We start from the raw sequence: 23,845 nt of genomic DNA on the forward strand, positions 1-23,845 counted from the left end.
GGGGCCTGAATGACGCAAGAGATGAAGGGACTGCTGCTGGAGGACCGCTGGGCGCCTGTCACCTCGACGATGGGCTTTCTGGAGCTGGGGGCGGAGCAGGCGGCGCAAGCCTTCGCCACGTGGGAGAGAGAGGTGATGACGCCCCGTGGCATCACCGTGGAGGTGCTCCCCGTCTCGGGCACCTTGGAGCAAGCCCTCTCCAGCCTGCTGCCTCTGATCAGTGGGGAGAGGCGGCGGCGCCTGTTCATCCCGACGCGCAGCGCCTGGACAGCCTACGTCGCCGACCAGTGGACTGGGACGGATGCCGCCAGCCCCATGAGCGCCATGGCCCAGAGGCTAGGCATCCGGTGTCTGCGGGTGGTCGCCGTGCCCCACACGCTGCGCGGGAACCAAGGCCGCTATGGTGCCGTCATGCTGGATGTGTACGGCCCGAAGCAGCCGGGGAAACTCCACAACTATGTGCGCGCCCTGGGCGCTTCCAATGATGGAGGCCGCTGGGTCTTCAGCAATGTGGGTGAGCCCTTTCCCTTCGAGCAGGTGGAGAGGTATCAGGCGCGCCGGGTGACGGACCGCTTCACCTTCGAGATGCTCAAGGACTATCTGCGCCACCTGGGGCTGGCTCCCTTCGACGAGGACTTCTACATGCCTCCCGGCTCCTGCGCGTGGCTCCTCCAAAAAACAGGCCCCTTCGGCACCGTCATGCGGGAGTACACGCTGGAGGAGGCCCGCGCCGCCCACGTGTTGTGACGCACCCCAGACGGAGGACTGTCTTCGCGGCGCGCCCGGACGGCAGCCATGGTCGCCGCGTTGGAGTGCGCACCCAAGCCCACTACGCCTTCGCGAGGGCGGGACTGCGCCGCAGCAGGCCCGCTCGTGACTGGTACGCCAATTTCGAGGCCTACCTCATGTACGGCCACGTCACTCCTGCCGAATGGAAGGAAGCCGCCCAGTGGGAGTGGCAGCTCTACAACCTGCCCAGGACGGGCCCCCAAAATGGGTAAGGTCGAATTACTGGATGTTGACTGTGGCGAGCTTGCGGTCCTGGTGCAGCTCCCAGAACTTCTCGGCGATGGTGGAGGCCTCGAGCGTCGCGTTGCCGGAGTCGAACGGGGTGCCCTTCACGGACGCGAGCACCACCACCTCACCCACGTAGACGCCCTCACCGGCGAGCTTCTGGTGGAGCAGGCCCACGGTCTTGTGCTGCGCGGCCTTGGCGACCGCGAGTCCCATCGCATTCCAGGAGACGGCCATCGCGTCGACCTGGGGGTCGTAGAACGAGAGGCCACCGCCGGTGACGAGCACCGCGCCCTTCTCCTTCTTCAAGTCGGACAGTGCCTCCTGGACACCGGCCACCAGCCCGAGCACCGACACGCCGAGCGGGCCGTTCAGCTCCTCGACGGGTGAGCTCGTCAGGTCCCCCGCTCCACCGGCATAGGCGTTCCAGTGGAGCACTGCGATGGGCCCCAGCGAGGAGCGCACATCGCGGAGCATCGCGCGCACGGCCTGCGGGTTCGCGAGATCACAGGGAAAGGCCTTCGCGGTGATGCCCGCGCTGGAGAGCGCCTCGGCGGCGGCCTTGAGCCGGTCCGCGCTGCGGGCGACGAGCGCGACCGCGAATCCTTCCTTGCCGAACCGGCGTGCCACTGCGTCAGAGATGCCAGGGCCATGACCACACACGACGAGGGTTCGTTTCATGGCCGGCGGTATAGCACACGCCCTCTGGGGCGGCGGTGATCAGCCCTTGGAGGGGATGAGGATGAGCTCCTCCTGAGGAGGGATGAGGTACTCGGCGCCGGACTCGGTGACGACGGCCATCTCCTCCACGGAGATCGTCTTGGTCTCGCCCTCGGTGGGCAACTTCCAGGCGAAGAAGCCATCGAAGGCGAACACCTGTCCGGGGCGGATGATGCGCGCCGAGGTGCCCTTGGCGGGCAGGCCCTTCTGCGCGCCGGAGAGCGCGGGGCCCACGTCATGCGCCCAGTAGCCCACGGGGTGGCCGGTGCCCCACATGACGAACTCGCTGCCGGCCTCGCGCATCCAGTCGCGCTGGGCCTTGTCCACGTCCCAGCCGCGAGCGCCGGGCTTGATGGCCGCCAGCGCCACGCGGCTGCCCTTCTTCGCCTTCTCCCACTTCGCGAGCGCCTCGGGCGAAGGCTTCGTCTCACCGGGGGCGAGCACGTAGGCGAAGCGCTGGATGTCCGTGACCCAGCGCCCCTGCACGGCGATGCCGAAGTCCGTCTGGATGAAGTCACCGGGCTGGATGACACGGTCCGTGGCGTGCGAGTGCCCGCGGTCCGGGCCCGAGTTGACGTTGGGGTTCTGATCCGGGGCCCAGCCATCGGTGACACTGAGCTCGGCCATGCGCCGCTTGAGGAAGCGCGCCACGTCCGAGTCCCGCGTCTTGCCGGGGACCACCTGCCGGTAGGCCTCCTCTTCCAGCTGAGCGGTGAGGACGGCGGCGCGGCGCATCACCTCCACCTCTTCGGGGAGCTTGATGCTGAGCCACTCGGTGACGAGCTCTTCGGAGGAGACGAGCCGCTGGCGCAGCGCGGCGGGCAGCGCGGCGGTGAGACGCTTGAGCTGCGAGGAGGACAGCCCATCCGCCACGGACATGTTCTCGGAGAAGTTGAGTGCGATGCGGCGCGGCTTCGCGCGGCCGAGGTGCTCGGCCATCTGGGCGAAGAGGTCCGTGCCGCGAGGCAGGGAGACCACCTCATCATGGAGGCCCACATCGCGCAGGGCCTTGGCCTCGCCTTCGGGAGAGAGGGCCACGGAGCGAAGCTGCTCGCCCTGGCGCAGGAAGAGGAAGGCGGCCGGGGCGCTCGCGTTCTCGCCGCCCACGTGGACGGCCAGCGGGTCATTGGCGTTCTCGCGGCACACCACCACCCACGCGTCCACGTTGGCGCGCGTCATGGCGGAGGGCAGCAGCTGGCGGACCCGGTGCTTGCGGACTTCTGCCCAGGAGGGGGCAGGCACGGCGGGGGTCTCCGCTGCTTCCGCGAGGGGAGGGAGGAGGGTGAAGAGGAGGAGGAGCGCGGAGAGGAGGACTCGCATGGGGGCTCTTCAAAGCAGAGGGGGCCCCAGGGGTCACACGCTTTCTCTCCACAGGTGAGCAGTGGGTGGCTCCTCGGCGCGAGGTTCCAGGCCGAGGAGCATCTCCCATGCGCTCACGGACGGTGGCCTACTTGGCGACGCCCGCCATGACGGGGCGCATCTGGAAGGACTTGAGGTCGAACTGCGTGCCCGGCTTGCTGTGGCGGGTGATGTCCTGCTGGGCGCGGTTCTGGCTGAGGTCCGTCACCTTGTCGTTCAGGGCGCCGGGGAGGTCGCGCCGGCCCGCGATGCGCGCCTGATCGCCGAGCAGGTTCCCGGCCTCGGAGTGGGTGATGGTGCCGCGGGCGCGGCCGTTGGCGATCTGGTCGATCTGGCCGGCCTGGCGCTGCGCGGTCTTGTCGAAGGCGGCGAAGACGTCGCGGCTGGAGTTGCCCTTGGCGCTGTCGATGTTCTGGCCGGCGCGGGCCTGCTCCAGGCCCAGCTTGAGCTTCTCTCCGAGCGACAGCTGGCCGTCCGCGAGGGCCGTCTTCTGGCTGTTGGCGAGCTTCTGCTGCTCGGCCAGCAAGCCCTGGGCCTCCTTCCCGGTGATGGAGCCGCTGCGCACGCCGCTGGCGATGTCATTGAGCTGGCTGCCCTGGGTGGTGCGCTGCTGGGCGCCCTGGGACTGCAGCAGCGGGCGCGGAGAGAAGGTGTCCATGAGGGGCCCAGGCCCCAGCTTCTTGCTGATGTCGGGGGGCAAGGTCGAGGGGCTCTGCGGGGCAAGCGGCTTGGTGAAGTTCTGGAGGTCAGAGATCCGGGAGGTGTTCTGGGGGGCGACAGGAGCGAGGCGCATGGGGGAGTCCTTGTGAAGGGCGGCCGGGGTTGGCCAGTCCGTGTGCAGGACCCCTATTGCACCCCGCATGCCATGAAATGGAGGAGAGCTGCCGACATGGGAGTCCCTGTGGTTTCAGGGACTTGGGACACGGGGGCTCTGGCGATGGGGAGCGGGCTGGTGAGTGCAGCCACCAAGCCGGAGCACTGACGCGAGTCACCAGTGGTGACTGGAGTCTCAGGCGGCGCGAGCACCTATTTTTTGCGCTGCGGGTAGATCGTCTCGCCGCGCTTGAGCATGGCGACCAGGGTCTCGATCTTCTTCTTCCGCCCGGCTTCGGTCTTCATCGTGTGGGTCCGGAAGGCGGGGGCGAAACGGTTCTGCGCGCTGAGCTTCTCGAACATCGCCCTCGCCTTGGGCTCGGCAGCGATCGCGGCCTGAAGCTCGTCGGGGATCCTCATGTCCTTGCCGCTCTTGGAGGCGCGATCCCAGCGGCCGTCGGCCTTATCAGCGTTGGGACACTCGGCATCACTCCCCCCGTTCCATGCCCTTACCCTTCTGATGCGCCGGCGCGTCGGCAGCGGCTCGAAACGGGTTGCACGCCCGGAACTTCTCGCAAGAGGATGCGCGCCCGGGCCGCCCATTAGCCACGGCCTTGGAGACACACATGGTTCGCTGGATTCAGGGAGCACTGGTCGGAGTCATTGCGGTGGTGAGCTGTACCGTGATGGGTGGATGCGCCGCCATGCGCGACCAGGGGACAAACGAGCGAATTGCCCGCATGGTGAGCGAGTACGACGAGGGCATGTCCGCCGCCGAGAGAGTCTCGCCCGACTCGCCCGACGCAGCCGCAAACATCCGAGTGCCCTACCAGCAAGTCCGCCACTGCCGGGAGGACCACCCGAGCGAGGTCCGGGACTATCCGGAGGTCGAGGTGCAGACCTCCCGCGGCACCAAGACCATCAGACAGATGGCCGATGAGTGTGCAGAGATGGAGAAGAAGATTCGCGCCCAGCGCTATCGCGGCTGTGGCGAGAGGCGCATCTACCTGACGAGCAATGTGGATGGGACGGGTGCCTGGACGCGTCCGATTCTCCAGGCGCAGGATGACGACTACATTCCGAAGCCGTGCGACAAGATGGAGGAGGCGTCCCCGCCTCCGCCCAGCAAGGATTTCGAATCGGCGCACGCTGGCATCCAAGGCATCTGCGGCCCGACCGCGCGCATCTATTACCAGAAGGAGTGGCAGCACCGGACGAATGCCCTGGGCGTGGCGGTGCAGCGCCAAGCGAGCGCCACCTGCCGGGTGATCGACGAGACGCGTCCGAAGTGGTGGATGGAGAGCTTCTAGCCCTCAGCGCGAAGCGGCGCTCGCCGAGTTCGCCGGGGCCAGCTCCAGACTCCAGGGGCCCGGTCCCCGAGGCTCAAAGACCGTCTCCGGCGTCCCCGCGTCCGGAGTCTCCGCCGGGACATGCTCCGCCGCGCTCTCAAGGGTTCTGCACAGCGCCTCAAAGTCGAAATCTTCAGGTCGTGTCGGCACGAGCCCACTCCTCGCCAGCTGAAATGAGCCTACGTCTAGGGTAGGCTCCGCGGAGCCCCCCATGGATCGAACTTTGGCGCCCTCTCTGCACCCGGCATTGCTTCCCCCTGGCACCGTGCTGGGGACTTGGCGCGTGGAGCGCTGGGCCGGCCGAGGGATGTACGGCACGGTCTATCAGGCAGTGCCCGTGGGCGCGGAGCCAGCGGCTCCCGTTGCGCTCAAGGTGGCTTTTCTGCAGGGAGACCCGCGTTTCGCACGGGAGGTAGAGCTGCTCTCGCGCATGAGCCACCTGCATGTCCCGCGCTTGGTAGGGCATGGAGAGTGGCAGGCCCCCGATGGCGCCCGTTACCCGTTCATCGCGATGGAGTGGATAGAGGGAGTGCCGCTGTACGACTGGGCGCGGTTGCACCCTGTGTCCTGTCATCACGTGCGGCACTGGCTGATCCAGCTCGCGCGGGCCCTTGCTTCTCTCCATGCGCAAGGCGGTTTCCATCGCGACGTGAAGGGGGGAAATGTGCTGGTGCGGCGTGCGGACGGCAGCGCCGTGCTCACCGACTTCGGTACAGGCATCTACGCGGGTGCCACCACCCTGACTCCCCCGAACTTCTACCCGGGCACTCCGGCTTACCAAGCTCCAGAGAGCGTGTTGTTCGAGCGGCAGTTCAGCGAGGACTTCACGGCCCGTTACCAAGCCAGTCCAGCGGATGACCTCTATGCGTTGGGGGTCACCGCCTGCCGGTTGCTCACGGGGGAATACCCGGAGATGGGTGAGTTCACCCGGGATGAGCACGGCACGTGGCATCTGGGGGCCGTGCGGCTACCTCCTGCGCTCTTGAAAGGCCCTCGCGTGGAACCGCGGCTGCGCGCCGTGGTGCTGCGGCTGCTCTCGGTCCACCCCGAGCAGCGTGGCACCGCCGAGGAGTTGGCGGAGGCCCTGGAGCGGCAGGACGCCTTTGTCGAAGTGCGCGCGGGTCACGTCCTGTCCCGAGCAACCGTGCGGCACTGGCTCCCAGGGGCAGCAGCGGGCTTGCTGCTCGCTCTGGGCGCTCAATGGATGGCTGCGGAGAGAGCCTCGAAGGAGCACCCCGTCGCTCAGGGCATCACTTCAGAGGTGAGCTCATCGGAGACAGGGCCAGCAAGGCTCGCAGAGGCCGCTGTGTCTGAGTCCCTGGAACCTGCACCTCCTGACTCCACTCGAGGCGGAGTGACCGACGATCTCCTGCCCGAGCCGTTGCCAGGACAGACGCGGCCCGACGAGAAGGGGCGCTGTCCTCGCAAGGGGCAGGTTGCCCTCAACAAGGGGTGCTGGGCAGCGAATGCGGTGGATCGCGAAGGGTGCGAGGAGCTGGACGGGCAGATGTTCAAGGGCACCTGCTACGTGCCCTTCATGCCTCGCGGGCGCCGCCCCAACAACAGCTCCATGGATAAGCGGTGAGGATTCTCTTCACTCCGCGCGTTGGCTGGCGCCGTCATGCAGTTTACCGCACGGTAAACTGCGCGGTCTGAGCATCACCCAAGCGCTCTAGAGCTTCCTACAGTGCGAGCAAGCGCCCGCTGACTCTCAGACTCCCACTTCTTGTGGAGCGTTCCTGGGAAGCTTTTCCTCGGAGGGCGTTTCAGCCTGCTTCGGTGGGTGAGTATCCAGCGCCTCAAGGCCGCGGGCCTGCCGCATCCATTGCGGCCAATTACGAATCTCCGCCTTCACGTCCTCTATCTGCGCTTTGAGCCAGCCCGGTTTGCTCACTGGAGCTCTCCTCACGTGATTGCACCGCGCCCCTGAATTTAAGGCCAATGGCCTCCACAATGGAGGCGAATCGAAAGAGATATTCGGCCTCCATAGCCCAGTACACAGTGTAGTTTCCTGGATGTTTCGGGACCACCTTGGTCGGTACCCAGGGGAGCACACTGCCGTCTTTGGCCTTCCGGTCCCCCTTGAGCTCGAAGAATTCCGTGTACTTCCTGGGGGCAATCCCCACGAATGGCGAAAAGATGACCTTGCCAGTGGAGCTCCCTTCGGACCCCTCTAAGGTGATGGAGTCCGAGTAGAGGTCAGCCGCGAGGCTCTTGGGATAAGGGTCGATGTAGACGACCCGCGAGATGCCCGCCGCGATGATATGCCGCGCACATTCGTGACATGGGAACGTCGTGACGTACATCACGCTGCCTTGTACGGATACGCCGCGTCGAGCTGCCTCCATGAGCGCCGCCATCTCTGCGTGGACGGGACGCATGAACTCGATGATGTTCATCACCCTGGAGTCGCGCCAGGGACCCGGTGCGACCTCGTCCTTCTTGAGAACCCGCTCTCGCAGTTCCTGGACATCCAGCTCGCGGTATGTGTCTGCCAGCCACTTCTCTTTCTGCAAGAGCCGGAGGAGTTCGGAGATGAGGTCATGCTTGTGCCGGTCGCTGGTGTCCTCGCCCCCCACAAAGTCACGTCCATCCGGCTCGTCGTCCTCCCAGTACAAGCCTCCACCCGCTTTGGGCACCTCATTGGTACCTACCGCGAGGAGTTCTCCCGAGCGAGAGGTGATGGCAGAACCGACTTGCCGGCCCAATGCCGCGGAGCGCATGGCGGCGGCCTTCGCGAAGAAGATGCCCCATTCACTTCGTGTTGGCGTGTGGAAGGGGTGACCGAAGACAAGGCGTACGAAGCGCTTGATACTGCGCTCCATCTCCTTGGGGTTTGTCGCGTCGATGAAGACATCTGCCTCGGGAAAAGCCCGTTGGACGTCTTGGCCCATAGGCTCGTCCAGGTCTCGCTCATCGGTGCGTACGAGAGCCTCGGCTTCGCTGCGAAACTCCATCGAAAGCCATAAACCCCGGCTCTCGGAGATGCTCCTGGAGAGCTTATCGACACGTTTGTCTCGCGGGGCATAGGCGGACAGGAGGAAGAAGGCGGGGCCGTAGATCTTTCTGAGCGACTCCACTTCTTCCCGTCGCTTGAGCGAGTGCAGGATGAACGCACGCCGCGTGTTGCGGCGATCGGCCCTGATCATGTTGTCTCGTTCCTGCCGGATGGCGCTCAGGGCCAGCCACGCCATGGCATCCGCACACTTCATCTTCCGGCGCAGCTCCGTCCCAGCCTGCATGTGTTCTTTGTAGTAGCGGAGCTTGTCTCCACTCAGGCTCAGCGGGCTATCGAGCCCCTCGATCTCGTGCAGCAACGACGAGAGGCGGATGGTCCGCGCCTCGTAGTTCGCCTCAGCCATCAGCGCAGTAGAGAGCGCCTTGGCGACGGCAGCCAAGTCTGTCCCGATGGCGCCCACGAGGGCAATGACGAGCTCAGGATCGGAACTCGCGGCTCGCCGGTTGAGTTCGTCCTTGTCCGCCTGGCTCTGCGAATCTTCATGACCCATGCCGTCATCCCCCATGCTGCCATCATGGACTCTTGGGCTTCGCCTGGACCCTACTACTTCGTGGCGTGAGCAGCAGCTACGTAGAGGCAATCGCGAAGTCTCGTCTTGCCTCTCGGAGAGCGAAGTCCTCAGACGCAGTGATATCGTCCGGCCGATACCATGAGGACGACGATGCAGAGGCCCACGCGGTGCTCACGGCTGGGGCGTCATTAGCCCATGTGGCGCCGGCTCCTCCCCATGCTGGCCGGGATCGGTCTCGGGCTCGCGGTGCTCACCGCGGGGCTCGTCTCGCTGCACGGCATCTTCGTGCGCGAGCGAGAAGATGGCCGGCGCGCCCTGGAGGACCGGCGCCATGCGCTCGAACTCTACGCGCGGCAGGCGCTGATGGACTCGCTCCGCCGAGCCATGGAGGAGGCCGCTCCCAGGCTCCAGCAGGCCGCGGTGGACCCGCTCGTGCCGGACTCGGACCTGCTCCTCTTCCGCGCAGGCCGCCAGCTCCTGCCGAGGACCTCCGCGCCGCGCAGTGACTCCGCCGCCCCGGCCCGGATGATCCACGAAGCCCTGGGCACTCAAGGCCCTCGGGCCCTCGCCACGAAGGAAGATCCCGAAGAGCCCTGGGCGGAGCGGCTCGTGCTGATGGACCGCTTCCTGGCCGCGCTCAAATCCTCCGACTCCCAGGCCGTGACGCTCACGCTGCGCGAGTGGCTGGCCCACCGCGCTCGCTTCGTCCTGCCCGTCGCCAAGGACACCGCCGCTGCGCTCTGGCTCCTGGAGCAGTTCCAAGCCGGTGGAAGGCCGGATTCGCTCCTGATGCGCTCGCTCCTACGGGACGGCGTGCAGGGCTCCAGTGGCACCCGGGTAGAGGGACTCCAGAGGGTACTCCTCGATCGCCGGGATGCATTCGGGAGCACTGACTTCACCTTCCTCCGCGAGCGCATCGCCCACCTGTCCGAGCTGACGCACGTGGACTACGTGGACTTCAACCAGCGCGCCACGGCTGAGCCCGGCACCAGCATTCCCCTCTCGCTCCCACTGCCCGAAGCCCAGCTGCGGCCCGAGGGCTGGTACGTCGAGCCGCTCGGCCGGGACGGAGCCCGAGGCATCCACGTTGGTGCCACCGCCCTCATCGAATCTATCCGCGAGCAGATGCGAGACCGCGGCCTCCTGGATGACGAGGATCGCCTGGCGCTCTCGCGAACGGACACCCCCGCGCCGCTCTCTACCCTGGCCATCGCCCTGGAGTCCCCGCGCATGCTCGCCGCCGTCTCCGAACTGGAGTCCCGCTACCGGCTCAAGGCGCTGCTGCTCGGGTTCAGCGGAGCGCTGGCGCTCGTCATCATCGGGCTGGCGGTGCTGGCCCACGAGCGCAAGGTGCGCTTCCTCGCGTTGCGCTCCGAGTTCGTCTCCACCGTCTCCCACGAGCTGCGCACCCCGCTCTCCGCCATCCGCGTCATGGCGGAGACGCTGGAGCGGCGCGTGGGCGGCATGCCAGGCGCGGGCAACTACCCCTCCCGCATCATCTCCGAGGCGGACGCGCTGGGCCGGCTCGTGGAGAACATCCTCACCTACAACCGTCTGGAGAAAGGCCGCTGGGACACCCGCCGAGAACCGGTGCCCCTGGCCGAGCTTCTCCAGCGCATCGTCGAGGACGCCGCTGCCCAGAACGCCACCCGCGTGGAGCTCAAGACCGAGGGCCTCACCGGGCTCGCCGTCCCAGGAGACCCCGAGCTGCTCCGAATGCTCTTCTCCAACCTCGTCCACAACGCCTGCCGCTACACCACGCGCTCCCCCGTAGAGCTCCGCGTCGAGGCCCGTCAGCAAGGCGCCACCGTGGTCCGCTTCAGCGACAACGGGGTGGGCATCCCTCGCGAGAGCTGGGAGGCCGTCTTCGAGGAGTTCCGCCGCCTGCGCAACGAGGCGCTCCCGGCGCGCGGCGGCAGTGGCCTCGGGCTGGCCATCTGTCGAAGAATCATGTCGCTGCACGGCGGCACCCTGCGCGTCGCCGCCTCGAGCCCCGAGGGCACCACGTTCGAACTGAGCTTCCCGCCCGCATGAGCCCACCCCTGCGCGTCCTCGTGGTGGAGGACGATGTGAACCTCCGCCTCACGCTCGTCGACAACCTGGAAGAGGAGGGCTACGCCGTCCAGGCCGCCAGCTCTCTGGCCGAGGCCCGCCCCCAGTGGAAGGCCACGGCCTTCGACGTGGTGGTGCTCGACATCATGCTTCCGGATGGGGACGGGTACGCGCTGTGCCGAGAGATGCGCCAGGCGGGCACTTCCAGCCGGGTGCTCATGCTCACCGCGCGCACACTGGAGGACGACGTGGTGCGCGGCTTCGACGTGGGCGCGGACGACTACGTAGCCAAGCCCTATCGCCTGCGCGAGCTGCTGGCCCGCATCCGCGTGCTGGCCCGCCGGGGCGCTCCGGCCGCGCCGCCCGAGGAGGTGCTCGCGTTCGACCGCTTCCGTGTGGACCTGTCCTCCCGGCAGCTGCTGGACGCGGGCGGCAAGGCGGTGGAGCTGACGCGCACCGAGTTCGAGCTGCTCGTCTACCTGCTGCGCAACGCGGGCAAGGCGCTCACGAGAGACCAGATCCTCTCCTCCGTCTGGGGCGAGGACACCGTGGTGGACGGGCACACCGTGGACAACTTCGTCTCCAACCTGCGCAAGAAGCTCGAGTGGACCTCCGCGTCACGCTTCGAGATCCGCTCCGTGCGCGGGGTGGGCTACCGGATGGACCTGCACGGGTAGAACCACGAGCCTCGGCTTTTTTTCACCCGGAGTACCAAGGGTCACGGAGTACCCGGTGCGAGTGTTGTCTTCCTACCAAAGCGAGGGGGCCTCTCCATACCTCCATCCCCTTGCGGTACGCGGACGGACTAGGAGACAGGGGTGCTCGACACGCCCCCCCCAGCGAGCATTCTCCTCGTCGATGACATGCCCGCGAACCTCGTGGCGCTGGAGGCGTTGCTCTCCGGGTATGGCCATCGGCTCGTGCGGGCGGCGTCTGGCCACGAGGCGCTGCGGTGCGCGCTGCTGGAGGACTTCGCCGTCATCCTCATGGACGTGCGGCTGGGGGACATGAGCGGCATCGACGTGACGGCGATGCTGCGGGACCGCGAGCGCACCCGGCACACGCCCGTGCTGCTGATGACGGCGGCCAGCGGCGATGACCGGGAGCTGCTGGAGGGCTACGCCCACGGCGCGGTGGACTACCTGCGCAAGCCGCTGGTGGCCGAGGTGCTGCGCGCCAAGGTGTCGGTATTCGTGGACCTCTACCGCGCCCGCGGGGCCGTGAAGCGCCAGGAAGAGCTGTTGCGCGCCCGGGAGCGCGAGGCCCTGGAGAGCGCCCACCGCGAGCGGCTCCACCACCTGCTGATGCAGGCGCCCGCGTCCATCGCCATCCTTCGCGGGCCCGACTTCATCTACGACTTCGCCAACCCGCTCTACGAGCGGATCGTCGGCCGCCCCGTGCGCCTGGGCAAGCCGCTGCGGGAAGTGCTGCCGGAGGTCGCCGCCCAGCCCGGGGAGATGGAGCGCCTGCGGCAGGTGCTGACGACAGGTCAGCCCTTCGAGGGCCACGAGCTCGTCAGCAAGTGGGACCGGCATGGCACGGGCACGCTGACGGAGGGCTACTTCAACGTCTTCTTCCAGCCGGTCCGCGACGAGCAGGGCCGCGTCACGGGCGTGCTCACCTTCGCGGTGGAGGTGACGGAGCAGGTGCTGGCCCGCCACAAGCTGGAGGGCCTGGCCCACGAGCTCAACCAGCTCAACGCCGGGCTGGAGCACCGCGTCCGCGAGCGCACCTCTCAGCTCCAGGAGGCCCTCCAGGAGCTGGAGTCCTTCAGCTACTCGGTCTCGCACGACTTGCGGGCCCCGCTGCGCCACATCACCGGCTTCGCCCAGCTGATGGAGCGCAGGTCGGGGCCGATGCTGGACGACACCTCGCGCACCTACCTGAAGACCATCATCACGGCCGCGCAGCAGGGCGGCACGCTGGTGGACGACCTGCTCTCCTTCTCCCGCATGGGGCGCGCGGAGCTGCGCCAGAGCCGGGTGTCGCTCCAGGAGCTGGTGGGCGAGGTCCGCCGCGAGCTCGACGCCGACACCCACGGGCGCTCCATCGAGTGGCGCATCGGCTCGTTGCCAGTCGTCCAGGCGGACGCGGCGCTGCTGCGTCAGGTGATCCGAAACCTGATAGGCAACGCAATGAAGTACACGCGGCCCAAGTCCCAGGCCGTCATCGAGGTGGGCTCGCGCGAAGTCCCGGGAGCGGTCGAGGTGTGGGTGCGGGACAATGGCGTAGGTTTCCAGATGCAGTATGTGGATAAGCTCTTCGGCGTCTTCCAGCGGCTCCACACCGTCGAGGAGTTCGAGGGCACCGGTATCGGGCTGGCCAATGTGCGGCGCATCATCGCCCGCCACGGAGGCCGCACCTGGGCGGAGGGGGCCGTGGGGCAGGGCGCCACCTTCTATTTCTCACTGCCATGCGCAGCACCTGACATGAAAGACGAGCCTCGCCGTGACTGAGCTCAAGAAAATTCTCCTGGTGGAAGACAGCGCCAACGACGTGGCCCTCTCGATGGCCGCGCTGGAAGAGATCAACCTGGCCAACGAAGTGGTGGTGGTCCGGGACGGACAGCAAGCGCTCGACTTCCTCACCCGCAAGGGCGAGTTCGCGGACCGCAATGACGGCAACCCCGCCGTGGTGCTGCTGGACTTGAAGCTGCCCAAGGTGGACGGCATCGAGGTGCTCGCCCGGGTGAAGAGTGATCCGCAGCTGAAGACCATCCCCATCGTCATGCTCACCTCCTCGCGCGAGGAGCGTGACTTGGCGCGCAGCTACGGCCTGGGGGTGAATGCCTACGTAGTCAAACCGGTGGCTTTCCCCGACTTCGTCGCGGCGCTCAAGGAGCTGGGACTCTTCTGGGCCGTGGTCAATCAGCCCCCACCGGGGTCTCTCTCTCAACCCACCGGGAGGTAGTGGCATGCAGAGCGCGGCGCACGAGCTGGAGCCGGTCCCGGGGGAGCGGCCGCTGGCCATCCTGTTGCTGGAGGACAGCGAGCAGGACGCCCGGCTCATCCATGCGCAGCTCGAGGAGGGTGGGCTCGTTTTCCACCTGGAGCGGGTGGACGGCCGCGAGGGCTTCCAGTGGGCGCTCGCGCGCACCTCGTATGACTTGATCCTCTCCGACTACAACATCCCGGGCTTCGATGGCCTGAGCGCGCTGACCACCGCGCGGCGGTTCCAGCCGGACACGCCCTTCCTCTTCGTCTCGGGCGCGCTGGGCGAGGAGCGCGCCATTGACTTGCTCAAGCGCGGCGCCACGGACTACGTGCTCAAGGAGCGGCTGGAGCGGCTGGTGCCCAGCCTGAAGCGGGCCCTGCGCGAGGCCGAGAGCGAGCTGCGCCGCAAGCGCACCGAGGAGGCCCTGCGCCGCTCCGAGGAGCGCTACCAGTTGGTGATGCGGGCCACCAGTGACGCGATCTGGGACTGGGACCTGGAGACAGGCCAGGTGCACCGGAGCGACGCCATCGAGCAGGTGCTCGGCTGCGGGCCCTCCGGGCTGCCGGCGGACGCCCAGGCATGGATGCAGCGTGTCCACCCGGAAGAGCGGAGCCGGGTCTGGGACAAGCTCCAGCGCGTCCTGGGCTCGCGGCAGGACCGCTGGCAGGACGAGTACCGGCTGCGGCGGGAGGACGGGACGTACGCCACCGTGTCGGACCGGGGCTACATCGTCCGCGACTCCAGCGGCCGGGCGCTGCGCATGGCGGGGGCCGTGCAGGACATCTCGGTTCGCCGGCACTCCGAGGAGGAGCGGCAGCGGCTCTTGAGCGAGGCGCGCCAGCGGGTGGAGTTCGAGCAACAGCTGGTGGGCATCGTCAGCCACGACTTGCGAGGGCCGCTGAATGCCATCCTGGCGGGGGCCTCGATGATGCTGCAGCGCGACAGCATCGAGCCGTGGCAGGCGAAGACGGTGGCCCGCATCCTCTCGTGCGCCGAGCGCTCCAACCGGCTGATCCGGGATCTGCTCGACTTCACGCAGGCGCGCATGGGCGGTGGCATCCCCGTGAGGCCGGGGCCCGCGGACCTCCACGAGCTGACGCTGCAGGTGGTGGAGGAAGCGCGTGTGGCGCATGTGGAGCGGGAGATTCAGGTGAGCCAGAGCGGGGACGGGCGGGGGCAGTGGGACTCGGACCGGATGGCGCAGGTCATCTCCAACCTGGTGACGAACGCGGTGAAGTACAGCCCGGAGAAGACGCCCGTGCGGGTGGAGACGGAGGGCACGGCGGAGCAGGTGGTGCTCCGCATCCACAACCAGGGCGAGCCCATCGCCGCGGACCTGCTGCCGCGCATCTTCGAGCCGCTGCGGCGGGGGAAGCGGCGGGCGAACCGCTCGGACCGGAGCATCGGCCTGGGGCTCTACATCGTCCGCGAGCTCGTCCTGGCGCACGGGGGCACCGTGGAGGTGCGCTCCACGGAGGCCGAGGGCACCACCTTCACCCTCTCGCTGCCGCGCCTCTTCCCCGCGAGCGACGAGGTCTCGGGGGCCTGAGGCGGCGGGCCGCAGGCGCCACGCGCGTGAGCCCTACCGCTGGGGGCTCTCCAGGCTGGCCACCGGCGCCTTGGGAGGCACGGGGGCCTCGGGGTTCAGGGCCTTCACCAGCGCCATCATCTGCGCCACCATTGCCGTCAGCGCCTGCCCTTCTTGCATGCCCGCACCGGCGCCGATGGAGACGGAGCGCAGCTCCTGAGGCTTGGGCAGCTTCTCGGCGATGGTGGGCAGCAGCTCCACCAGCCGGGCCTGCACGTTGGAGGGGCTCAGGCCGTTGAGGACCCGCTGCCGGGCCTCGAGCAGCTCCAGCTCCGCGCGGGCCTGCCGGTTGGCCGCGCCGCGCTCGGCGTCCTCCACGTCGATGACGGCCAGCGCCTCGCGCTTGCGCCGGGCGGAATCCACGTCGTGCTTGAGCTCGGCCAGCGCTCCCTCCACGGCGAGCCGTGCCTTCTCCAGCTCGGCGGTGTGCAGGGTGGTCTGCTGCCGCTCCACGGCCAGCTTGCGCGCATCCTCCTCCTCGCGATGCTGGCGGCGCAGGCGCTCGGCCTGCTCGCGGTCATAGGCCTCGGCGCCCTTCGCCGCGCGCAGCTGGGACAGCTCGCTCTCGGTCTCCAGGCGGGAGCGCTCGCGCTCCTGCTCCACCTGCAGCTCGCGGCGGGAGATGGCCTCCTCTGTCTCCAGTCCGGCCAGCCGGGCCACGCGCTCGCGCTCGGCGCGGAAGGGCTTCTGCAGGCTCTCCCACAGCCGCGCGGAGCTGACCACGGCCTCCTTGATTTGCACGGTGACGATGCGCAGGCCCAGGCCCTTGTCACTGCCTCCGCCACCCTCGGCCACCTGGCGCAGGCGGGCGGTGAGCTCCTCGATGATGGGCTGCTTGTCGGAGAGCACCGCGTCGATGCTCATGGTGGCCACCTTGTCCTTGATGGCGGCCTCGGCCTGCTCGCGCAGCTGCACGTTCACCACGCGCATGGGGTCCTCGGCGTCGGTGAAGTCCAGCTTCTTATACGCAGTGCCGAAGTCCTCGATGATCCACTGCACGTAGCCCTGGACGAGCAGCCCCTGGAGCTCGCGGCAGATGCTGTGCGCGTTGATGAGGATGGTCTGCATGGCGCCGGGGACCACGAGGAACGAGTCCGTCGCCGGGTTGAAGCGGAAGGAGACGCCCAGGCCGAGGGTCAGCGGTTTGTCATGGCCCCGGCGGGTGTGGACGACATAGGCGTTGGGCGGGACGACGACGGTGCGCCAGCGCCAGAAGCCGGTGATGCGGACCTCCACGGCGTTGCCGCCGGGCATCTCGGGAGGCGGCGGCGCGAGGCCCCCTCGGCGCCGGGGCGCGGCCATGGCCTGCTGGGGCAGGGAGTTCGCGGCCATCTTCCGGGCTTTGAGATCGACCTCGAGGCGCTGCTGCTGCTCCTGGACCTGGTCCAGGTACTCGTTCCGAATGGGTGACTGGCTCATGGGTCTGTACCCCCCTTCTCTTGGCGCGCCATCTAACCAGAATGGGCACCTGGGGGGATCCACCCCCAGGACTCCTTTCCACGGAACCGGGGGCTTGCGAGAGTTGTCAGGGAGGGTGTCTATGCGCCGGCAAGCCTGGGGAGTCATCGGAGCAGCGGTGGTGGGGCTGGGGGTCGTGGTGTTCCTGGGCCTGCCTCAGGGCACGGACCCCGAGAGCACCCAGGTGAGCCAGCGTCCGGAGGGAGCGTCCGGGAAGCGGAAGCAGAAGGTCCACGCCACGCCCACGCCTCCGCCGAGCGGCACCTTGAGCATCCGGGGCCTTGTGAAGGTGGGCCAGGCCCCCGTGGCCGGAGTCCGCGTCTCTGCGACACGGCCCATGCCGGGGGAGACGCTCTCGGAGCTGCCGTGCCCGGTGGACGAGAGCGATCCGGCGCCCAGCTCGCGCGGCAAGCGCCTCCCGGAGTGCATGCGCGAGGCCCGCGCGCAGGTGCTGGAGCTGGTGCAAGGCCGCTACGGGGAGGCGCCCGTCTACGCGGAGACGGTGACGGGGGCGGATGGGAGCTTCGCCCTGGAAGGGCTGCCGGAGGGGGAGTTCACGCTCTGGGCGCTGGGCGAGCAGGGGGCGGAGCTGCGGCCCCAGGTGGCTGCGGGAGCGGAGGGGGTGGAGCTGGTGTTGGGCGAGGGGGTGACGGTGGAGGGCCGCGTGGTGGACGCGAGCGAGCACCCGCTGTCCGAGGTGCGGCTCACGGTGCTGCACGCGAAGTACACCCGCTTCTTTGATGTGCGCACCAGCGCGGATGGGCGCTTCCAGGTGGGGCCGCTGCCGAAGGGCGAGTACGCCCTCGTGGCGGAGAAGGAGGAGTGGCTGCCGGAGTTCCTGCCGCCCTATCTCGTGAGGAGCCGGACGGCCGTGGTCCTCTACCAACCGGTTCGGCTTGCGGGGCTCGTGCTGTCGGAAGGGACGCCGGCGCCGGGGACGGAGGTGCGCCTGACCGCAGGCAGTGAGGCTGGCCAGGTCACCACGGCGGACGCGCAGGGGCGCTTTGTCTTCGAGGGCCTCAAGCCGCTCGGCTATGAGCTCACCGCGGAGCGCGCGGGCCGTTTTGCCAGGGCAGAGGTCCACCTGCGGACGATGGAGCTCTCCGCGGAAGAGGTGGTGCTGCGCCTGGGCGAGAGCCGCCATGTCGAGGGCACGGTGCGGGATGACGCGGGCAACCCCATTCCGGGAGCGCGCGTGGCGCTCTGGCGCAAGCGGGACTACGGGCAGAACTGGAAGGTCTTCACGGACGAGGAAGGCCACTACCGAGTCGGTCCGCTGCCGCTGAGCGACTATGTCTTCGACGTGACGGCGCCTCGGTACCGCCACGTGGAGAACGAGGTGCACGCCATCACCCGGGAGCCGGTGCCACTGGACTTCACCTTGCCGCGAGCCTTCTCCCTCGCTGGGACGCTCGTGGACGAGGAAGGGGTCCCGGTGGCCGAGGCCAGCCTTGAGCTGATCTCGGGCGATGGGGAGCAGCCGCAGGGCACCCAGAGCAACACCATGACAGAGGAGGATGGGCGCTTCGTGCTGGACGCGCCCGCGGCGGGTACCTGGACGCTCTCCACGGAGGACGAGCGCTTCCTCCCCGAGAAGAAGCAGGTGCAGGTTCCCTCGGAGAACCTCCGCTGGGTGCTGCGGCGGGGGGCTCGGATCGACGGGAGTGTCACCGACGCGGAGGGGACCCCCATGAGTGAGGTGGGCATCACGGTGTGGATGCCGGGAGAGGAGGGGGAGTGGAGCTACTCCCGGAGAGCCATGACGGACGCGCAGGGGCGCTTCTCGGTGAGCGGGATGGAAGCGGGGAGCTACCGGGTGGAGGCCTCGCTCACGGACGAGGGCGTGGAGCGCTCGGCCTCGCAGCCGGTGACGCTGCGGGACAACGGGCGCGCCGAAGTCGCTCTGCGCTTCGAGACCGGCTGGAGCCTCTCGGGTCTCGCGGTGGATGAAGCGGGACAGCCTGTGGCCGAGGCGACCATCAACGTGTACCAGCCCCCCAATGCCACCGCTGCGTGGCGGCGGAACCGATTCAGGTGCGGCAACGATCGGCCTCGAATCGTCACGGGGAGGGACGGCCGCTTCACCCTCGAGCACCTCACGGGCGAGCAGTACGTGCTTTGGGCCTACAAGGAGGGCTACATCTTTCTGGCTGCGAAGTCCGAGGGAGCCGCGGCCGTGGACGAGGACAGCATCCGGGTGCGCTCGGGCACGGAGCAGGTGCGGCTCGTGTTCCAGTCCCAGGCGCGGATTCGAGGGCGGCTCGTGGACCCGGACGGGGCACCCATTCCGCGCTTCGAGCTGAACATGCGCTTCATGAGCGACGCGCAAGGCGCCTTCACCACGCCCATCACGGAGACGGGCACCCAGCATCTCCTCTTCGGTGCGCCGGGGATGGCGCAGACCACCCGTGCGGTGAAGGTGCAGGAGGGGGTGGACGTGGACCTCGGCGAGGTGCGGATGGAGCCGGGTCGCCGGGTGCGAGGCGTGGTGGTGGATGCCGAGACCGGAGCGCCCCAGGCGGGGGCGGAGGTCCGGGTCTTGGGGCCGGCACGAGAGCAGGAGGAAGGCCTCGCGCGGCCGAGCCTCTTCATGAGGGCCCAGGACGATGGCACCTTCGAGTTCCCCCACGTGGAGTCCGAGCCCTTGCAACTGGAGGTGAGCCACACGAACTACCGCATGGCGCGAGTCGCCCTGGGCGCGTCGGACGCCTCGGTGACGGTGCGGCTCGTGTCGGGGGCCACCGTGGTGGTGAGCGCGGTGGACTCCGCGGGGCGTCCACTGGATGCGGACGTGCGGTTCATCCTCGAGAGGGACGAGAGCTCTTGGGAGACCCTTGATGTGGTCGAGGGGGTGGGCCAACGGAGGGGCTTGGAGCCAGGCTCCTATTGGGTGCAGCTATCGACAGCGGCTGGCACGACAGAGGGCTTTGTGCCCCAGCGAGCGGAGATCCCCGAGCAGGGTCAGGTGAAGCTGGCCTTCGTGCAGCGGAAGGCGGGCCCCACGCTGGTCCTGCGTACGGAGGGCTTGGACGAAGGGGTCGAAGCCATCCTCCTGCCGGGAGCCTTCACCGTTCCGGTGTCGATGAAGACCGTCCCACTGTGGACGAGCATGGGGCTGTCCGGTGTGCAGGACGAGGGCGTGAGGAGGTTCACCGCGCTCTCACCGGGACGTGTCCGGCTCCTGCTGTTCGCGGGCCCGCCGGCCCGGTTCCACCTGGAGGAGCTGGAGCTCCCGGCCGAGGGAGTCGTGGAGCGAGGGGTGCAACCGCGCTGGCAGCCGATGCCGGAGAAGTAGGCGCGCCGCTCAGGTCTTCTGGAGCACGGCGAGCGCGTCCAGGAGGGCCTGGGTGTAGTCGGTGAACCCATCGGGCGGCCGGGCTCCGGGGCGGACGACAGCGCCTTTGTTGTTGAGCACGCCGAAGCGGGAGCCGGAGGTCTCGAAGTACGCGCTGCGGTACGCGTCCTGGATCATCTGTCCCTGCTGCTCGGGGTTCATCTTCGCCCACGGCTTGCCTTCGCGGAGCGCCTTGGCGAAGTCATAGCCATCACCGAAGAACTGGGCCTTGACGGCGCTGGGCACGTAGCCCCAGCCGCCGTGCTGGTACTGCCACACATGGACGAGCTCGTGGATGATGACGGAGGTGTACTGGTGCGGGTAGGCGTGGGCCTTGCCGGGCAGGTTGATGGTGTTGCCCAGGGTGTAGGCGCGGCTGCCGTTGAGGAGCTCGGTGAAGGAGCCCATCTTCTCGACGCTGACGGCCTCGTACTTGAGGCCGGCGCCGAACACCTTGCGAGAGGCCACGAGCTCGGCTTCGCTGAGCTTGCGCTTGTCGGGGATCTTCTGGGCAGAGCTCGTGGCGGCGCTCACCAGGTGAAGGTAAGAGGAGGCGGGAGAGGCTCCTTCGGGTGGAGGGACTTGCGATTCGGGTTCGATCTTGGCGCCCATGCCCCAGACTCCTCGCGCGGGTTGGAGGGGAAGCGTACCGCATCGGGCTGAGCGCCCGCCTCCTCAGGTCGGGAGGGAGTTCCGGGAGCGGACATCCGGGTCGCCTGGCCGCCGGGCATGGAGGAAGGGGGAGAGGGACTCCCGAGCGATTGACTACGATGGGCCGCAACGGAGGCAGGGCATGAGCACGGGAGAGCTGTCGGACGAGGAGTTCCTGGCGGCGGTGGCGGTGGCGAAGTTCCCGGGGGGGAAGTTTGACCATCGGGGGCACCTGCGCATGGCGTGGATTTGCCTGCGAGGCCAGGAGTTCGACGCGGGGCTGGAGCGCATCCGCGTGACGGTGCGGGGCTTCGCCACGGTGCTGGGAGTGGTGGAGAAGTACCACGAGACCGTGACGCGGGCCTGGGCCGAGCGCATTCAAGCGGCGATAGAGCAGACGCCGGAACTCGGTACGTTCGACGCGTTCCTCGGGGCGCACCCGGAGCTGCTGAACCCGGGGCTCTTGGCGCAGCACTACCGGAAGGAGACGCTGGAGTCGCCGGGGGCGAAGGCAGGCTGGGTGGCGCCGGACTTGGAGCCGCTGCCCCGGCGCAAGCAGGCGCGGGAGTGACTCAGGGGGAGCCGGAGACGCCGCGCTCTTTCATCCACTGCTCGAGGCTGGCGCGAGCCTTGGCCTGGACCTTCTTCTGAAGGAAGGGGGTCCACCCGAGCAACAGGCCTGGGAGGCCGAGGGCCTGCTTGGACCAGCGGTGGAAGTGGAAGCGGTCGCGGTGGCGGAGAATCTTGCCGTCGCGGAACTCGAACTCGGCGTCGATGATGTTGTGAACCTTCCGGCCGGAGCCAGAGAAGGTGTAGTGGGCCTCCCAGTGGGCGCGGCCGGTGCGGTCATCGGCCTGGATGTTGTTGAACTCGAGGGTGAGGTCCTTGCCGCGCTCGCAGAGCATGCGCCACATGGAGGTGACGCCGGCATGGTGGAGGCCGACGAAGGCCGCGTCGGAGAACTCGGCGTCCGGGTGGTAGCAGGCGGCCATGGTGTCCGCGTCCTTGCGTTGGAAGGCGGAGTAGAAGGTGTTCAGGAGCTGGGCATTGGGGTGCATGGAGGGGGAGTGTTAGCAGACTCCCAGCTGCCTTCGAACGAGGGATGTGCGGTTGTGCTCAGCACGGAGGCGCAAGCGTGGCAGAGTGGGGGCATGGCGCGAGACATCGTCATCTGGCCGCACAAGGTGCTCACTTCTGCGACGAAGCCGGTCACGGACTTCGGCCCAGCGCTCGAGAAGCTGCTGGAGGAAATGGCCGAGTCCATGAAGGAGGCGAAGGGCATCGGCATTGCGGCGAATCAAGTGGGAGAAGCGCTCCGGATGGCCTGGGTGGGCCGGGAGGACGGGACGTTCTTCGAGATCATCAACCCGGAGGTGCTGGAGCGGTCGGGGAAGGTGACATGGGAAGAGGGGTGCCTGTCGGTGCCGGACGAGTGGCACAAGGTGGAGCGCTACGAGAAGGTGAAGGTGCGCTACCAGGACAAGACGGGGCAGTGGCACGAGGTGGCGGCGGAAGGGAAGCTGGCGCACGTGTTCCAGCACGAGATTGACCACCTGGACGGGCACGTGTTCGTGGACCACCTCTCGAGCCTGAAGCGCACGCTCATCCAGGAGCGGATGAAGAAGCTTCAGAAGATGCTGAAGCGCAAGAAGGACTGAGCGCGGGAAGGCGGCCTTCGGAGGAGGACGCCGCAAGGCAGCGGGCGCTGGAGTGGCTTGCGGAGCGGCGGTGAGCCGGCGCGGGGTTGGCGCTACACTGTGAGCATGAGCGCGTCGCCCCTTCCCGAGCACGTGGCGAAGTTCCGGGCCGAGTTCCGGCGAGCAGAGCCGGGGAGGCGCTACGTGGGCTGGGCGCACTTCGCGTTCACGAGCGTGGGCTCGCTGTGCGTGGTGGGGTTCGCTCTGAGTCGGCTCTCGGGAGTACGGCCAGTGGAGTGGCTGACGGTGCCCGCGAGCTTCTTGCTGGCGAACGTGGCGGAGTACTTGGGGCACCGAGGACCGATGCACCACCGGGCGAGGGGCCTGGGGCTGGTGTACCGGCGGCACACGCAGCAGCACCACCACTTCTTCACGCACGAGGCGATGGCATACGAGTCCAGCCACGACTTCCGGATGGTGCTCTTCCCGCCGGTGCTGCTGCTGTTCTTCCTGGGGGGCATCGCGACACCCCTGGGAGCGATCTTCTTTGCGCTCGGCTCACCGAACGTGGGGTGGCTCTTCGTGGCGACGGCGATGGGCTACTTCCTGACCTACGAGTGGCTGCACTTCTGCTACCACCTTCCAACAGAGCATCCGCTGGGCCGCCTGCCGTTTCTGGCGGGGTTGAGGAGGCACCACCAGGTGCACCACGACCTGAGGCGGATGGGGCACTTCAACTTCAACCTCACCTTCCCCCTCTGTGACTGGCTGTTCAGGACGGTGTGGAGGCGGAAGCCGGAGCAGCCGACCGGTTCCTTCCCTGAAGGGTAGGCGGCCGCAGTGGGGCGAAAGCCGCGGGAAAAAATCCGGTGGAAGAGCTCGGAGGGCCCGGGGGGTTCTCACCTCTGGGAGCCCTGTGCACCATGGCAGGTCTGATCACCTGCTGATCACGAAGGATTTGACGAGACGGGGGCGAAGCGGTACTCATCGTGACCCCTCGCCCGGCGCGCGCGGCACACCGGTGCCGAGTGCTTTGGCGGGGCGGAATCAAAGGTCAACGAAGTCGGTTGACACAGGACGCGGTGGTGGTAGAAGCCGCGCCCCCTCGACCGGGAAAGCCGTTCAACGGAACAGCTGGACCGGAGTTGAACCGAGGGAAATGACATCTTGAATAAGTCACCGGTAGCGGTTGACGGAGGACGCGGCGATGAAGTAAAAGCCGCGCCCCCGACGGACGAAAGAAGAGAAGCGGTTCACCGCTGAACAGAAATCGGCCGGAAATCAGGTGGCGGTAGACGGTGGTTGAAGAAAACACCGAAACCGGTTGACAGAGAAGGCGGCGGCGAAGTAAAAGCCGCGCCCCTCCTCGAAGCGAAAGAACGAAGCCACTGGGCGGGTTCAGAAGC

20 protein-coding genes are annotated in these 23,845 nt (G+C 67.9%); 12 read left to right on the plus strand and 8 right to left on the minus strand.

What is annotated here, in order from left to right; translation table 11 throughout:
- The first annotated feature begins 9 nt into the window (after window positions 1-9).
- A complete protein-coding gene (locus DB31_RS19550) occupies window positions 10-747 on the plus strand; it encodes a hypothetical protein (RefSeq protein WP_044189731.1) in 738 nt (245 codons plus the stop codon).
- Between the two features lie 261 nt (window positions 748-1,008).
- Here DB31_RS19550 and DB31_RS19560 read toward each other — a convergent pair whose 3' ends face one another.
- The 4 genes from DB31_RS19560 to DB31_RS48905 form a co-directional block, all read right to left on the minus strand.
- Window positions 1,009-1,695 carry an SDR family NAD(P)-dependent oxidoreductase gene (locus tag DB31_RS19560; protein ID WP_044189733.1) on the minus strand — a complete coding sequence of 229 codons (687 nt, stop codon included), beginning with the start codon at window positions 1,693-1,695 and terminating at the stop codon, window positions 1,009-1,011.
- Window positions 1,696-1,734: 39 nt separating this feature from the next.
- A complete protein-coding gene (locus DB31_RS19565) occupies window positions 1,735-3,054 on the minus strand; it encodes a M24 family metallopeptidase (protein WP_044189734.1) in 1,320 nt (439 codons plus the stop codon).
- Between the two features lie 127 nt (window positions 3,055-3,181).
- The gene (locus DB31_RS19570; protein ID WP_044189739.1) at window positions 3,182-3,886 is read right to left on the minus strand and encodes a hypothetical protein; all 705 of its coding nucleotides are present in this window, start codon (window positions 3,884-3,886) and stop codon (window positions 3,182-3,184) included.
- 233 nt (window positions 3,887-4,119) lie between these two features.
- The gene (locus DB31_RS48905) at window positions 4,120-4,326 is read right to left on the minus strand and encodes a YdeI/OmpD-associated family protein (RefSeq protein WP_205628526.1); all 207 of its coding nucleotides are present in this window, start codon (window positions 4,324-4,326) and stop codon (window positions 4,120-4,122) included.
- A 206-nt stretch (window positions 4,327-4,532) separates the two neighbouring features.
- Between DB31_RS48905 and DB31_RS19580 the strand changes: the two genes are divergently transcribed.
- Together DB31_RS19580 and DB31_RS19585 are read left to right on the plus strand one after the other, a co-directional pair.
- Window positions 4,533-5,216 (plus strand): hypothetical protein, encoded by a 684-nt coding sequence (locus tag DB31_RS19580; protein ID WP_044189741.1) that lies wholly within the window; start codon window positions 4,533-4,535, stop codon window positions 5,214-5,216.
- Window positions 5,217-5,466: 250 nt separating this feature from the next.
- On the plus strand, window positions 5,467-6,840 hold the full coding sequence (locus DB31_RS19585) for a serine/threonine protein kinase (protein WP_044189745.1): 1,374 nt from the start codon (window positions 5,467-5,469) through the stop codon (window positions 6,838-6,840).
- A gap of 250 nt (window positions 6,841-7,090) precedes the next feature.
- On the opposite strand, the gene DB31_RS19590 is transcribed toward DB31_RS19585, so the two are convergent.
- The gene (locus DB31_RS19590; protein ID WP_044189754.1) at window positions 7,091-8,779 is read right to left on the minus strand and encodes an anti-phage dCTP deaminase; all 1,689 of its coding nucleotides are present in this window, start codon (window positions 8,777-8,779) and stop codon (window positions 7,091-7,093) included.
- A 201-nt stretch (window positions 8,780-8,980) separates the two neighbouring features.
- Here DB31_RS19590 and DB31_RS19595 point away from each other — a divergent pair, with 201 nt between their 5' ends.
- The 5 genes from DB31_RS19595 to DB31_RS19615 all read left to right on the plus strand — a co-directional run bounded on the left by DB31_RS19595 (window position 8,981) and on the right by DB31_RS19615 (window position 15,320).
- The gene (locus DB31_RS19595; protein ID WP_044189756.1) at window positions 8,981-10,819 is read left to right on the plus strand and encodes a sensor histidine kinase; all 1,839 of its coding nucleotides are present in this window, start codon (window positions 8,981-8,983) and stop codon (window positions 10,817-10,819) included.
- Entirely contained in the window at window positions 10,816-11,514 is a 699-nt protein-coding gene (locus tag DB31_RS19600; protein WP_044189757.1) for a response regulator transcription factor, read from the plus strand. The genes DB31_RS19595 and DB31_RS19600 overlap by 4 nt, the downstream gene beginning before the upstream one ends.
- 141 nt (window positions 11,515-11,655) lie before the next feature.
- A complete protein-coding gene (locus tag DB31_RS19605) occupies window positions 11,656-13,293 on the plus strand; it encodes a sensor histidine kinase (RefSeq protein WP_052420098.1) in 1,638 nt (545 codons plus the stop codon).
- Window positions 13,286-13,747 (plus strand): response regulator, encoded by a 462-nt coding sequence (locus tag DB31_RS19610; protein ID WP_044189759.1) that lies wholly within the window; start codon window positions 13,286-13,288, stop codon window positions 13,745-13,747. Before DB31_RS19605 ends, DB31_RS19610 begins: the two co-directional genes overlap by 8 nt.
- A gap of 4 nt (window positions 13,748-13,751) precedes the next feature.
- The gene (locus DB31_RS19615; RefSeq protein WP_044189761.1) at window positions 13,752-15,320 is read left to right on the plus strand and encodes a sensor histidine kinase; all 1,569 of its coding nucleotides are present in this window, start codon (window positions 13,752-13,754) and stop codon (window positions 15,318-15,320) included.
- Between the two features lie 33 nt (window positions 15,321-15,353).
- Here the strand turns inward: DB31_RS19615 and DB31_RS19620 are convergent, their stop codons facing one another.
- Window positions 15,354-16,778, minus strand: a complete 1,425-nt coding sequence (locus DB31_RS19620; protein WP_044189765.1) for an SPFH domain-containing protein — start codon at window positions 16,776-16,778, stop codon at window positions 15,354-15,356.
- A 121-nt stretch (window positions 16,779-16,899) separates the two neighbouring features.
- Between DB31_RS19620 and DB31_RS19625 the strand changes: the two genes are divergently transcribed.
- Entirely contained in the window at window positions 16,900-20,112 is a 3,213-nt protein-coding gene (locus tag DB31_RS19625) for a carboxypeptidase-like regulatory domain-containing protein (RefSeq protein WP_044189766.1), read from the plus strand.
- A 9-nt stretch (window positions 20,113-20,121) separates the two neighbouring features.
- Here the strand turns inward: DB31_RS19625 and DB31_RS44935 are convergent, their stop codons facing one another.
- Window positions 20,122-20,763 (minus strand): eCIS core domain-containing protein, encoded by a 642-nt coding sequence (locus DB31_RS44935; protein WP_052420099.1) that lies wholly within the window; start codon window positions 20,761-20,763, stop codon window positions 20,122-20,124.
- A 181-nt stretch (window positions 20,764-20,944) separates the two neighbouring features.
- Between DB31_RS44935 and DB31_RS44940 the strand changes: the two genes are divergently transcribed.
- A complete protein-coding gene (locus tag DB31_RS44940; RefSeq protein ID WP_052420100.1) occupies window positions 20,945-21,373 on the plus strand; it encodes a hypothetical protein in 429 nt (142 codons plus the stop codon).
- Window position 21,374: 1 nt separating this feature from the next.
- Here DB31_RS44940 and DB31_RS19640 read toward each other — a convergent pair whose 3' ends face one another.
- Window positions 21,375-21,860: a nuclear transport factor 2 family protein gene (locus DB31_RS19640; RefSeq protein WP_044189767.1), complete on the minus strand. Its 486-nt coding sequence runs from the start codon at window positions 21,858-21,860 to the stop codon at window positions 21,375-21,377.
- Between the two features lie 93 nt (window positions 21,861-21,953).
- Here DB31_RS19640 and def point away from each other — a divergent pair, with 93 nt between their 5' ends.
- Both def and DB31_RS19650 read left to right on the plus strand, forming a co-directional pair.
- Complete coding sequence (def, locus tag DB31_RS19645; protein ID WP_044190189.1) at window positions 21,954-22,460, plus strand: peptide deformylase; 507 nt, start codon at window positions 21,954-21,956, stop codon at window positions 22,458-22,460.
- Between the two features lie 105 nt (window positions 22,461-22,565).
- On the plus strand, window positions 22,566-23,270 hold the full coding sequence (locus tag DB31_RS19650) for a sterol desaturase family protein (protein ID WP_044190192.1): 705 nt from the start codon (window positions 22,566-22,568) through the stop codon (window positions 23,268-23,270).
- The last annotated feature ends 575 nt before the right edge of the window (window positions 23,271-23,845 follow it).

It is taken from the genome of Hyalangium minutum (genome assembly GCF_000737315.1).
In the GTDB taxonomy this organism is placed as follows: Bacteria; Myxococcota; Myxococcia; order Myxococcales; family Myxococcaceae; genus Hyalangium; species Hyalangium minutum.